13 protein-coding genes are annotated in these 12,958 nt (G+C 43.3%); 6 read left to right on the forward strand and 7 right to left on the reverse strand.

The genetic code is table 11. The features are described from left to right. Window positions 1–2 precede the first annotated feature (2 nt). Window positions 3–1,400 (forward strand): efflux transporter outer membrane subunit, encoded by a 1,398-nt coding sequence (locus tag CJ305_RS00030; RefSeq protein WP_099644199.1) that lies wholly within the window; start codon window positions 3–5, stop codon window positions 1,398–1,400. A 124-nt stretch (window positions 1,401–1,524) separates the two neighbouring features. On the opposite strand, the gene CJ305_RS00035 is transcribed toward CJ305_RS00030, so the two are convergent. Then, window positions 1,525–1,992 (reverse strand): CYTH domain-containing protein, encoded by a 468-nt coding sequence (locus tag CJ305_RS00035; protein ID WP_189319375.1) that lies wholly within the window; start codon window positions 1,990–1,992, stop codon window positions 1,525–1,527. Then, window positions 1,985–2,650 carry an NAD(P)H-binding protein gene (locus tag CJ305_RS00040; protein WP_099644201.1) on the reverse strand — a complete coding sequence of 222 codons (666 nt, stop codon included), beginning with the start codon at window positions 2,648–2,650 and terminating at the stop codon, window positions 1,985–1,987. Before CJ305_RS00040 ends, CJ305_RS00035 begins: the two co-directional genes overlap by 8 nt. 68 nt (window positions 2,651–2,718) lie before the next feature. On the opposite strand from CJ305_RS00040, the gene dinB reads away from it, so the two are divergent. Then, window positions 2,719–3,822, forward strand: coding sequence for a DNA polymerase IV (dinB, locus tag CJ305_RS00045; RefSeq protein WP_099644202.1), 1,104 nt, complete (start codon window positions 2,719–2,721; stop codon window positions 3,820–3,822). Between the two features lie 61 nt (window positions 3,823–3,883). Here dinB and pyk read toward each other — a convergent pair whose 3' ends face one another. The 5 genes from pyk to CJ305_RS00070 form a co-directional block, all read right to left on the reverse strand. Further along, entirely contained in the window at window positions 3,884–5,320 is a 1,437-nt protein-coding gene (gene pyk, locus CJ305_RS00050) for a pyruvate kinase (protein ID WP_099644203.1), read from the reverse strand. After that, complete coding sequence (locus CJ305_RS00055) at window positions 5,320–5,802, reverse strand: IPExxxVDY family protein (protein WP_099644204.1); 483 nt, start codon at window positions 5,800–5,802, stop codon at window positions 5,320–5,322. Before CJ305_RS00055 ends, pyk begins: the two co-directional genes overlap by 1 nt. 83 nt (window positions 5,803–5,885) lie before the next feature. Then, window positions 5,886–6,632 (reverse strand): ribonuclease III, encoded by a 747-nt coding sequence (gene rnc, locus CJ305_RS00060; RefSeq protein WP_099644205.1) that lies wholly within the window; start codon window positions 6,630–6,632, stop codon window positions 5,886–5,888. A 6-nt stretch (window positions 6,633–6,638) separates the two neighbouring features. Continuing rightward, on the reverse strand, window positions 6,639–7,892 hold the full coding sequence (fabF, locus tag CJ305_RS00065) for a beta-ketoacyl-ACP synthase II (protein WP_099644206.1): 1,254 nt from the start codon (window positions 7,890–7,892) through the stop codon (window positions 6,639–6,641). A gap of 19 nt (window positions 7,893–7,911) precedes the next feature. After that, window positions 7,912–8,145 carry an acyl carrier protein gene (locus tag CJ305_RS00070; protein ID WP_009778413.1) on the reverse strand — a complete coding sequence of 78 codons (234 nt, stop codon included), beginning with the start codon at window positions 8,143–8,145 and terminating at the stop codon, window positions 7,912–7,914. Window positions 8,146–8,323: 178 nt separating this feature from the next. Here CJ305_RS00070 and purN point away from each other — a divergent pair, with 178 nt between their 5' ends. From purN to CJ305_RS00090, 4 genes are all read left to right on the forward strand, one after another. Further along, window positions 8,324–8,890, forward strand: coding sequence for a phosphoribosylglycinamide formyltransferase (gene purN / locus CJ305_RS00075; RefSeq protein ID WP_099644864.1), 567 nt, complete (start codon window positions 8,324–8,326; stop codon window positions 8,888–8,890). Between the two features lie 124 nt (window positions 8,891–9,014). Further along, entirely contained in the window at window positions 9,015–9,650 is a 636-nt protein-coding gene (locus CJ305_RS00080; protein WP_099644207.1) for a ribonuclease H1 domain-containing protein, read from the forward strand. Window positions 9,651–9,810: 160 nt separating this feature from the next. Next, window positions 9,811–10,734, forward strand: a complete 924-nt coding sequence (locus CJ305_RS00085) for a PfkB family carbohydrate kinase (protein WP_099644208.1) — start codon at window positions 9,811–9,813, stop codon at window positions 10,732–10,734. 51 nt (window positions 10,735–10,785) lie between these two features. Next, window positions 10,786–12,684 (forward strand): amidophosphoribosyltransferase, encoded by a 1,899-nt coding sequence (locus CJ305_RS00090; RefSeq protein ID WP_099644209.1) that lies wholly within the window; start codon window positions 10,786–10,788, stop codon window positions 12,682–12,684. Window positions 12,685–12,958: the final 274 nt, after the last annotated feature.

Genomic DNA, 12,958 nt, shown 5'->3' on the forward strand with positions numbered 1-12,958 from the left:
CTATGAAACGATTTACAATTTATAGAGCCCTAATGTTAATTGGCGTGCCGTTGCTTTTGGCATCGTGTTTTGCAGCCAAAGAATACGAGCGTCCTGAGGCGGTTGTTGAAGATCTCAATTACCGAACTGATAATTTACCTATAGACAGCACCAATGTCGCTCTGATCAGCTGGGACGAGCTATTCTCAGACCCAATGTTGAAAAATTTAATCGCGGAAGGGCTGGAGGAAAACATCGATATCCGGGTGGCTCTTGAAAATATCAACGCGGCCGAAGCCTATTTCAAACAGGGTAAGCTGGCGTATTTTCCAACATTAAACGGAACCGCACAGTACACCCGGCAGGAATTGTCTTCAAACAGTCAGTTTGGGGGTCAGTTTTCAACGCTTGATGTGTATCAGGTTAGCGCGGGGCTCTCGTGGGAAGCAGATATCTGGGGGAAAATACGCAGCAATAAACGTGCGTTTGCTGCATCCTACTTACAATCGGTTGAAGCGCATCGAGCGGTAAAAACGCAGTTGATCGCTTCCATCGCATCGGCATACTTTCAGCTTTTGGCTCTGGATGAGCAGTTGCGGGTGACTCAGGCCACCATCGAAACGCGAAGCAGCAGTCTCGAGACGACCAAAGCGCTTAAAGAAGCCGGTAATGTTACCGAAGTAGGCGTAAAGCAAACCGAGGCTCAGTTGTACACGGCGCAAGCCCTTAATCTGGATATTCTAAAAGAAATACGACTGCAGGAGAACAGTCTTTCGATCTTGTTAGGCCGCGAACCCGGTCCCATCAACCGAAGTGAACTGGCAGCACAAACCATAAATACCCCGCTTAAAACCGGTGTACCTGCAGAACTCCTGAGCAACCGCCCTGATGTGCGCGCGGCAGAGTTTGGACTTATTAATGCTTTTGAGCTTACAAATGTCGCCCGAAGTAATTTTTACCCTTCCCTGACGCTTAATGCGACGGGAGGTTTTCAAAGTCTTGATTTCTCTAAACTTTTTGATACCACTTCACTGTTTGCAACCATTGTGGGTGGCCTTACCCAGCCTATTTTTAATGGAAGGCAAATACGCACGCAATACGAAGTCGCACAGGCACAGCAGGAACAGGCTAAACTCCAGTTTAGACAGGCCCTTCTAAATGCAACCCGTGAAGTATCAGATGCGTTGTACAGTTATGAGATCGCTACCGAAAAACTGGAAGTAAAGCAAAACGAGTTTGACGCCTATGAACTTGCTACCGGTTATTCCGAAGAATTATTAGATAATGGTCTGGCTAACTATCTCGAAGTATTAACAGCTCGTGAAAATGCGTTGAACTCCAGCTTAGACCTCATCAATACCCGCTACAGTCAATTACAGGCTATCGTAGACCTGTATACCGCGCTGGGCGGAGGCTGGTGATAAATCAAGGCGCCTTTTTCCCCTAAAAGCAATGCCTTTAAAGCCTGTAGCCAAGTGTTACAGGCTTTTCCTATAATTTATAAACCCTCACATCCCTCATTTGAAAAGCCACTTTACTTTAATTTTACCAGGATGTGTACGGATTTTTACTCAGTTGCGAATTATAATACCGGTTATCGCCGGTAACTTCCTCCCCCAGCCAGTCTGGTTTATCAAAATGCTGATCTGCAGTTTCGAGTTCTATTTCAGCCAGCACGAGGCCCTCATTGTCGCCATAAAACTCATCAACTTCATAGGTATGCTTACCGGCCTTTACATAATATCGCGTTTTATGTATGCTTCCGGGTTCACACAGTTTAAAAAGTTCGCGGGCTTCATCAACTGAAATTTCCTTCTCCCACTCAAAACGGGTGGTCCCGCCGGCATCTGAAGCTCCTTTTATGGTCAGAAAGGCCTGGTCACCCGTGATACGCACGCGTACCGCACGAGCCGGATTGCTGCTGAGATAGCCCTGCCTGATTTCGCTTTGCGAAAAAGCCTCTGCCTTAAAACCGGGGTTATTCACCAAAAATTTACGTTCGATTTCAAGCATCGCCATAGGCAAGTTCTTTTATTTTATCAGATTCAATTCGTGCATCGGGATAGGTGCTAACCGCAAGTTTTTTCATTGCGATTACCAGTGCTTCCGGCTTAATGCTTTGGTATTTCTTAAGCGGTCCTACCAGAAACCAATTAAAAACCTTAAAGGCTTTGATGGCCAGTTTCTCCGCGGTTCGTTTTTCCTCCCGTTCTGCAGCAAGCAATGCCGGTTCCAGAAAATAGGCTTCGGGAAGATTTAAAGCTAAAATATCGCGCTCCATTTCGCCCTTAACCTGATTGTAAAACACCCGGCTATCAGGATCTGCACCCAAAGCCGAGATCACGATAAACTTTGTGATTCCGTTTTCTTTACACAGCCTGGCCGCAGCTAGAGGAATACCATAATCTATGGCTTTATACTGCTCTTTATCTTCCGTTTTAGATTGGGTAGTGCCAATGCAGCAAAAAACTACATCTGCCTTAAAAATTTCCCGGTGCTTTTTAAGCTCAAAGAGATCTATAACCTGCTCCTCAAGCTTGGGATGCTCAATGCCCGACTTCCGCCGGTGAAAACTGATGAGTTTATCGTAAGCGGCGTCAGCGAGGATAGATTGTGCCAAAAGGTTACCGGTTACTCCGGTAATTCCTAAAATGATTGCTGTTTTTCCCAAACTAAATATTTTAGTCTAAAATACAACAAGCATGTCAAACCTCAACTTGTGCGTATTTTTGTAGCGCTATGGAAGAATTCCCCGCAGACCGAAAAATCATACACGTTGATATGGACGCGTTTTACGCCTCTGTAGAACAGCTTGACAACCCCGAGTTACGTGGCAAGCCTGTAGCCGTAGGTGGCGGTTCAGAGCGTGGCGTGGTGAGTGCAGCCAGTTATGAAGCACGCAAATTTGGCGTACGCAGTGCCATGGCGGGAGGTCTGGCGCGAAGGCTATGTCCTGATCTTATTTTTGTAAAAACCCGTTTTGACCGCTATCGCGAAATAAGCGCGCAAATACGGGAGATTTTTTATGAATATACAGATCTGGTTGAGCCCCTTTCTCTTGATGAAGCTTATCTGGATGTTACCGAAAACAAAAAAGGCAATCCCAGCGCCACGAAGATCGCCCGCGAAATCCGTAAAAAAATAAAAGAGAAAACGGGCCTGAATGCTTCCGCAGGAATTTCAATCAATAAGTTTATCGCTAAAGTGGCCAGCGATATCAACAAGCCTAACGGACAAAAAACCATTCCGCCGGAAGAAGTGATTTCGTTTTTAGAAGACCTGGATATCCGTAAATTTTACGGGGTAGGCAAGGTCACCGCAGAGAAGATGTACCAGCTGGGTATTTTTACCGGAGCTGATCTCAAGCAGAAGTCACAGGAATATCTGACACAACATTTTGGTAAGAGCGGAAACCATTACTACAATGTCGTACGCGGTATTCACCGCAGTCTGGTAAAACCCGATCGCATTCGGAAATCGCTGGGTGCCGAGCGTACCTTCAGTGAAAACATTTCCTCTGAAATTTTTATGCTCGAAAGGTTAAACAATATCGCCGAGGAAATTGAGCGACGGCTGAAAAAATCTGATGTGGCGGGTAAGACAATCACCTTAAAAATCAAGTACAGTGACTTTACCCTCAAAACCCGAAGCAAAACCCTACCCTATTTTGTACGTTCTAAAGATGTGATCTTAGAAACCGCTAAAGAGCTCCTGTTTCAGGAAAAAATGGAAAACAGCGTGCGCCTGCTGGGGATTACGCTGGCCAATTTAAACACGGAAGAACACAAACAGCCCGCTAAAAAGGATTCGGAAATCGCGGTACAGCTAAAATTTGAGTTCTAGAGCATAAAAAAAGCCCTTTTGACAGAATCAAAAGGGCCTTGATCGTATTTAAATGACCTTTTTAGGTTCCTTGTATTTCGCGTACTCTCAAGGTATTTACCATACCTTTCTCGCTGATAGGCATAGCCGCCAGGCTGATTACCATATCACCCACGTTTAAGTAACCACTATCGCGTGCAATACGGTTGATGTCACGCACAGTCTCATCTGTCGAAACAAATTTATCGTAGAAGAACGCTTTTACACCCCACAATAAATTCAACTGACTTAAGATAACCCGGTTTGAAGTAAAAACCAGAATGTGTGAACTGGGTCTCCATGCCGAAATTTGGAATGCAGTATAACCGGAGTTAGTAAGCGTTGTGATCGCTTTGGCATCTATTTCATTAGCCATAAGAGCGGCATGATAGCAAATCGCCTTGGTTATGTAACGACGTGTGCGAATGTGTGGCGGTGTATGCGGTACTTTAATGAGTTTAGAATCTTCAACCTTTTTACAGATCGAAGCCATACGCTCTATTACCTGCACCGGGTATTTACCTACCGAAGTCTCCCCGCTCAACATCACCGCGTCAGCACCGTCCATTACCGAGTTGGCAACGTCATTTACCTCTGCACGGGTTGGAGTAAGACTGTCTATCATCGTTTCCATCATCTGGGTGGCGATGATCACAGGAATTCGGGCTTTTTTAGCTGAAAGCACCAATTCCTTCTGAATAAGAGGTACTTCTTCCGCTGGAATTTCAACTCCCAAATCCCCACGCGCTACCATCAAACCATCGCTATAAGCAACGATTTTCTCAATGTTTTTAACCGCTTCGGGCTTTTCGATTTTAGAAATAATAGGAATTTTATGCTCAGAATGTTCTTTGATCAGATCCTGAAGCTGAATCAAATCACCCTCGTGTCTTACGAAAGATAACGCGATCCAGTCTACTTTTTGGCTGATGGCGAAGATGGCATCTTCAATATCTTTTTCGGTCAATGCCGGAAGCGAAATATTGGTATTAGGCAGGTTTACCCCTTTTCTCGACTTAAGCGGACCTCCCTGAATAACTACAGTTTCCACTTCATTTTCATTATCGGTTTTTAAAACCTCAAAAATCAGCTTACCATCATCAAGCAGGATGCGCTCTCCTTTGTTTACGTCTCTTGGAAAATGCTGGTAATTCATATAGACACGCTCTTTGGTGCCTTCAAACTCTTCTTTTGTAGAAAAAATGATCTTATCGCCGGGCTCAACCACAACTTCGTCTTTCATCACACCAACCCGAAGTTTTGGTCCCTGTAAGTCTGCAAGAATTGCCGTGTTGTAGCCAAACTCTTCACTCAGGCTTCTGATCATCTGGATACGCTCTTTTACTGCATCGTAATCTGCGTGAGAAAAGTTGATACGGAAAACATCTACCCCTGCTTTTATCATATCGTGTAAAACTTCCCGTTTACTCGTAGCAGGGCCCAATGTGGCAACAATTTTAGTCTTTTTTGTGTCTGACATTATTCAAAAATTAAATTCTGTTTCGATTTTAAAGCGCTTACCTCTATTTGGTAAGCGGTTATAATATGGGGAATTCGGTTTAATTGCCCCAAAAGTTTTGTGCAAGGCGTGTGATCATCATCACTTTCTACCTTCAGCAGGAAATCAGCATTTTTTACCTCAGGAACCAGGTTGAAGGTTTTAGAATGCTCAGATTCTGCAAAAAGTCCGCTTTCTGCAAGCACCTGCGAATATCTTAATTTAAAATGATTTGAGATCAAGGTATAATTAAGATAATTTTTAGAATCCTCATACCTCATCGTCCCAAAGCTATACTTCAATTTTTTGGCATAAAAGTTCACATCGTCTGAACTTGCCAGTCGCAACCCCGCATATTTGTTTATCAAAAAGGCCAATCTATACTGTTCTAAAGAACAGTGAATTGCGATCAGATTGAAGTCAAAATCAAAAGCCTCGTCAAGCAAGAGTTTATAGGATCCCATAGGTATCTTCAAAGATAAGCCAACTGTGTTTCAATAAGAAGGCTTTTGCTTTATCAAACTGTAAACCTTCTTAATAAAAGGATTTAATTGAATTGTTGCAAATCTATTTTGTTCTGAAACACATAATACGCCCGTTTTGCCGCCTTTTCTTCAGCCTTTTTCTTTGAAGTTGCCCGTGCTTTAGCCACCTGCTTGCCATCTATACTCAGTTTTACTGAAAAATGACGAATGACATCCTGGCCAGAATCTTCATAGGTATTAAAATTGAATGATTTCTTTTCTTTCTGGCACCATTCAATCAAAAGGCTTTTATAGCTAATTACGCGGCCCTCCAGCTTTTCAATATCTACATACGGATCAATCACCCGGGTATTGATAAACTTTCGGGCATATTTATATCCCCGATCTTTATAAATAGCTCCCACCAGTGCTTCAAAAAGATTGCCGTGTATATTAACACCAAAGTTCTCTTTTGGAATTGCAGCCCGTATCAGATTAAGCAGTCCTAGATCGCGGCCCAGCTCATTCAGATGCTCTCTACTCACCACCTTAGAACGCATTTTAGTCAAATAGCCTTCATCCCCTCGACCTACCTCATCAAACAGATGCGCGGCGATAACGGCACCAAGCATCGCGTCTCCTAAAAACTCAAGCCGCTCGTAATTAAAGGGATGCCCTTTTTTGTTCTGAAGCCCTAAAGACCGATGCGTAAAGGCCTCTTCATAACATTTTAAATTCTTGGGCTTGAATCCGGTAATTTTTTGAATTAACCCAAAAAAATTCCCGTCCTTTTCAGAACGGGAAGTAAATATGTTGCGAATAGCACCCATAGGTGATTAATCGCTTAACTTTTTAAATAAGATACAAGCATTATGACCTCCAAAACCAAAAGTGTTGCTCATCGCCACATTAACCTCACGCTTTTGTGCATTGTTTAAGGTTAAATTAAGTGACCCGTCAATATTTTCATCAACTGTAGTATGATTAATTGTTGGAGGAACCAGACTGTGTTGCATTGCCAAAATAGAGGCGATGGCTTCGATAGCTCCTGCAGCTCCCAGTAAATGACCGGTCATTGACTTGGTTGAATTGATATTGATGTCTTTTGCGTGATCACCAAAAACTTTGGTAATCGCTTTTAGTTCTGCAACGTCTCCCAGAGGAGTTGAAGTACCGTGCGTGTTTATCGCATCTACTTCTTCGGGTTTTACGTTAGCATCGCGCAGGCAATTAAGCATTACACGCTCTACACCTATCCCGTCAGGATGTGGTGCAGTCATGTGATACGCGTCGCTAGACATTCCGCCGCCCACAACTTCTGCGTAAATTTTTGCGCCTCGTGCTTTTGCGTGCTCATATTCTTCAAGAATAAGAGCTCCTGCACCTTCACCTAAGACAAATCCGTCACGAGTTGCATCAAAAGGTCTTGATGCAGTCTCCGGACTGTCATTACGGGTGGAAAGGGCGTGCATCGCATTAAAACCGCCCATACCCGCTTTAGTAACTGCCGCCTCACTACCGCCGGTAACAATGATATCACAATGCCCTAAACGAATGTAGTTTAGCGCATCAATCATTGCATTGGCTGATGAAGCACAAGCTGAAACCGTGGTATAGTTAGGCCCCATAAAACCGTGCTTGATCGAGATATTACCGGGGGCGATATCTGCAATCATTTTAGGTATAAAAAACGGATTGAAACGCGGCGTGCCGTCACCTTCAGCGAAGTTGATCACCTCGTCTTGAAAAGTTTCCAGACCACCTATGCCGGCTCCCCAGATTACACCTATCCTAAATTTATCAACCTCATCAAGATTTATTCCGGCATCTGTTATTGCCTGATCTGAAGACACCAATGCGTATTGCGCAAAACGGTCCAGTTTTCGGGCTTCCTTTCTGTCGAAATATTCTAGAGGATCGAAATTTTTGAGCTCACAAGCGAATTTTGTTTTAAACTTCTCTGTATCAAAATACGTGATTGGCGCACAGCCACTCTTACCCGTACTCAATCCTTCCCAATACTCTTCAATATTGTTCCCGATTGGGGTAAGCGCACCTAGACCTGTTACAACGACTCGCTTTAACTCCATAAGGTAATTTGCTTTCTTCTTACTTTGCTTCTTCTATATAGGAAATAGCTTGACCTACAGTAGCTATATTTTCTGCCTGGTCGTCTGGAATCTGAATGTCAAATTCTTTTTCAAACTCCATAATTAGCTCAACTGTATCTAATGAGTCTGCTCCCAGGTCATTAGTGAAGCTTGCTTCAGCTACAACCTCGTTCTCATCAACGCCTAATTTATCTACGATGATGGCTTTTACTCTTGATGCAATGTCTGACATAATATTTAATTTTAAATTTTAATTAGGAGGCAAAAATAGCAAACTTTACCGTTTTACCACATTACCAGTCTAAAATGTGTCGTTAATTTAAGTATTTAGTTTTTAAGTATAGGCCAAAAGAGGCTTTTTAAACAAAATATTATCCGTTGTTTTGCAGCCTTACAACACTACATTTCTTATGAAACGAATTGTACTATTTGCCTCCGGAAGTGGCACAAACGCCCAGCGCATTATCGAATATTTTAAAGATCATACTGATATAGAAGTCGTTTTGGTACTTAGTAATAAGCCCAAAGCTCAGGTGCTGGAGCGCGCCACCAGACTAAAGGTTAGTGCGTTTAGTTTTAACCGAACGGCTTTTTACGACAGCAGTCAGGTTTTAGATTTACTCAAGCTCAACAAACCAGATCTTATTGTACTCGCGGGCTTTTTATGGCTGATGCCTGAATCTATCATAAAAGCTTTTTCCGGTAAAATCATCAACATTCACCCGGCATTGCTTCCGGCGTATGGTGGTAAAGGTATGTATGGCTCGCACGTTCACGAGGCTGTTGTTGCCGCAGGCGAAAAGGAATCGGGTATCACCATACACGAGGTCACCGAAGAATACGACAGGGGCAGCATCCTGTTTCAGGCTAAAACAGCACTCACAAAGGAAGAGACTCCGGTAAGCCTGGCAGCAAAGATTCACGAATTGGAATACGAGCATTTTCCGCAGGTGATCGAAACGTTTTTGAATAAATAGTGAAGATTTCCGTCGAAGCCTGTACTGAAGAATCGAAGTACACAGATAAAAGCGATTGCAGTAAGAGATTTCCGCCGAAGCCTGTGCTGAGGAATCGAAGTGCGGAAATGAAAAAAAGTTTTTAATGGGTAAGAAAGAAAAGTTTTACGTTGTTTGGCAAGGCAAAAAGCCGGGTATTTATACCACCTGGAAAGATTGCAAGGCTATGATAGACGGGTATGCCGGAGCTCAGTACAAATCGTTCTCCAGTTTTCCGGAAGCCAAAGCTGCCTACAACAAAGACTATAATGACGTAAAAGGAAGTTCGAAATCCAAAAAAGTACTTTCCGCCGCCGAAAAGGAAAAATATGGCGAACCTAATTTGTATTCCATCGCAGTAGACGCGGCCAGCTCAGGCAATCCCGGCAAAATGGAATACCGAGGGGTTGATACGCAGACCGGAAAACAGCTTTTTCATCAGGGTCCATTTATGCAGGGCACTAACAATATAGGTGAGTTTTTGGCACTGGTGCACGGGCTTGCCTACCTCAAGAAAAAAAACAGCGACCGTATTATTTATTCCGATTCCCGAATTGCAATAGGCTGGGTAAAAAAGAAGAAATGCAATACCAAGCTCACCGAAAATTCTAAAAACAAGGACGTTTACGATTTGGTACGCCGTGCAGAGCTTTGGCTTCAGAACAATACCTATAAAACGGTAATCGTAAAATGGGAAACTAAAGCCTGGGGTGAAATCCCGGCAGACTTTGGCCGTAAATAACCTGCTCAGAGTATCTTTTTGAGCCCTCAATCCCCACCAAACCTGTTGTTTTACAACGTATCAAGTTATTGACCTGGTCTTGAGGTAAGTTTAACGTCTATCTACCGACCATTGTTTACGAAAGCGCAAGCAAAACTGTATATTTGCAAAAAATTTTTTAATGCAAAAAATGGTAATTGTAGGCACCTGTGCCTTTGATGAGATCGAATCCCCTTTTGGTAAAACCGGAAAAATTCTGGGTGGTGCCGGTACCTTTATTGGTCTGGCCGCCTCAAATTTTGAAGTCGACCAGGCTATCGTGTCTGTTGTTGGTTCCGATTTTCCGCAGGAATATATTGATCTTCTAAAAAACAGAGGTATCAATATGGAAGGGCTTGAGGTAGTAAAAAACGGAAAAACTTTTTTCTGGAAAGGCCGCTATCATAACGACCTGAATTCACGAGATACCTTAATTACCGAACTCAATACGCTTGCAGATTTTAATCCCGTAGTGCCCGAAGGGTATCGCGATGCTGAAGTGGTGGTATTGGGTAATTTGCACCCACTGGTTCAGCTTTCGGTTTTAGAACAGATGAATCAAAAGCCTAAGCTTGCCATTCTGGACACCATGAATTTCTGGATGGACAGTGCTTTGGAAGATCTTAAAAAAGTAATTGCCCGAGTAGATGTGATTACCATAAATGATGAAGAAGCCCGTCAACTAAGCGGGGAATATTCTCTGGTTGTTGCAGCGCAAAAAATTTCGGCAATGGGCCCGCGCTATGTAGTGATCAAAAAAGGAGAGCACGGCGCTTTGTTATTTGAAGGCAAAAAAATCTTCTTTGCACCCGCTCTTCCCCTGGAGGAAGTTTTTGACCCTACCGGAGCAGGAGACACCTTTGCGGGTGGCTTTGCAGGCCATTTAGCCAGCAGCGGGGATTACTCATTTGAAAACATGAAACGTGCGATTATTTACGGCTCCAATCTGGCTTCGTTCTGTGTAGAAAAATTTGGTACAGAGCGCATGCAGCAGCTTAGGCCCGAAGAAATCGAGACACGCCTGCATAAATTTAAAGCCTTAACGCAATTTAATTTAGACCTATAAAAACCCGCGCCCTCTTCTTAACCGAAGGGGGCGCAAACATTACACTAAGCTATGAGTGACGCCATTAAGCATGAATGCGGAATTTCATTAATACGCCTCCTAAAACCTCTTGAGTATTACAAGGAAAAATACGGGACCGCATTTTATGGAGTAAATAAAATGTACCTGATGATGGAAAAGCAGCACAACCGCGGTCAGGACGGTGCCGGCTTTGCCAGCATAAAGCTCAATATGGCTCCGGGTGAGCGCTACATTAGCAGACAGCGCTCTGTTGCCCAGCAGCCCATACAGGATATTTTCGCTCAGATAAACACCCGTATCAACGAGGTGATGCGCGAAAACCCGGAATATGCAGAGGATGTTGCGCTACAGAAAAGACACGTCCCTTATATTGGCGAGTTACTTTTGGGTCACGTGCGCTACGGTACTTTCGGTAAAAACAGTGTTGAGAGTGTTCACCCGTTTTTAAGACAAAACAACTGGATGCACCGCAACCTTATTGTTGCCGGTAACTTTAATATGACCAATGTTTTTCAGCTTTTTAATAAGTTGGTAGAACTGGGTCAGCATCCAAAGGAAAAGGCAGATACCATCACCGTGATGGAAAAAATAGGTCACTTTCTGGATGACGCGGTTGCGAAAGTTTACAAAAAGCTCAAAAAGGAAGGCTATTCCAAATTTGAAGCCTCACCACAAATTGCAGAGCGTCTTAACGTCGCTAAAATCCTGAAGAAAGCCTCCAAAGACTGGGATGGTGGTTATGCAATGGCCGGTCTTCTGGGGCACGGAGATTCATTTGTATTGCGCGATCCTTCGGGGATACGTCCTGCCTATTACTATAAAGATGATGAAGTAGTAGTAATCGCCAGCGAGCGCCCCGTTATTCAAACGGTTTTCAATGCAAAATTTGAAGACGTGCACGAGCTTGATCCGGGTCACGCCATGATCATTAAAAAAAGTGGATCGACCTCTATTGAAAAAATTCAGGAGCCTCACGAGCGTAAAGCCTGCTCTTTTGAACGCATTTATTTCTCAAGAGGAAGCGATGCTGAGATTTATCAGGAACGAAAGGAACTGGGACGTTTGCTCATGCCCGAAGTTTTGAAGCACATTGACCACGATACACAAAACACAGTATTCAGCTATATACCTAACACCGCCGAAACTTCATTTTACGGTATGGTTGAGGCTGCACAGGCAGAGCTCGATAAGCAAAAGGCAGATGAGATTTTGTCGCGCAGAAATGAACTCGATAAAGCCGGACTCGAAGAAATTCTTTCTAAAAAACTACGCACCGAGAAGATTGCGATTAAAGATGTAAAACTGCGCACCTTCATAACCGAAGATAGTAGCCGAGATGATTTGGTTGCCCACGTCTATGATGTGACTTATGGTGTGGTTAAAGAAACTGATAATCTGGTTATCATTGACGACAGTATCGTACGCGGAACGACCTTAAAGAAGAGTATCATAAAGATGCTTTCTCGACTCAATCCAAAAAAGATTGTGGTGGTATCTTCTGCTCCGCAAATACGCTACCCGGATTGCTATGGTATTGATATGGCCAAGCTACAGGACTTTATTGCCTTTAGAGCCGCTGTTGACTTGCTTAAAGAAAACGGAAAAGAACACATTATTGATGACGTTTATCAAAAATGCCTGAGTCAGGTTGACTTTGAGGACAAAGAGGTGATCAATTATGTAAAAGAAGTGTATGAGCCCTTTACAGACGAGGAAATTTCTGAGAGGATCGCTCAATTGTTAAAAGACGAAACTATTAAACCCGAGGTAAGTGTTATTTATCAAAAAGTTGATAATCTGCACAAGGCATGTCCTAAAAACCTGGGAGACTGGTACTTTACAGGAGACTACCCAACTGCAGGAGGTAATCGCGTGGTAAACCGTGCTTTTATCAATTATGTAGAGGGAAATTTAAAAAGAGCGTATTAAAAGCACTCTTCAACTGATAATAACGCATTTGGTCTAAAAGTTTTGGTAGCTAGACCTTCATTGTAATACTTTAGTATCTGCCATAACATAAGTAGGTTAAGTTCATGGTAGATTTGGGGCAAAAAAGGTGGATTTCTTCCACCTTTTTTATTTGCACCAAATCGGCGTGGCGAGCTTACCACGACTGTATTTAGGATTAAAAGGCCCTTAAGAAAGCTCCTGAAAATCAAAAACACCAACACAAGGCAGCGAGCCGTTTCCCACTCCTGTAATT

The sequence above is a fragment of the Leeuwenhoekiella nanhaiensis genome, assembly GCF_002744755.1.
GTDB lineage: Bacteria > Bacteroidota > Bacteroidia > Flavobacteriales > Flavobacteriaceae > Leeuwenhoekiella > Leeuwenhoekiella nanhaiensis.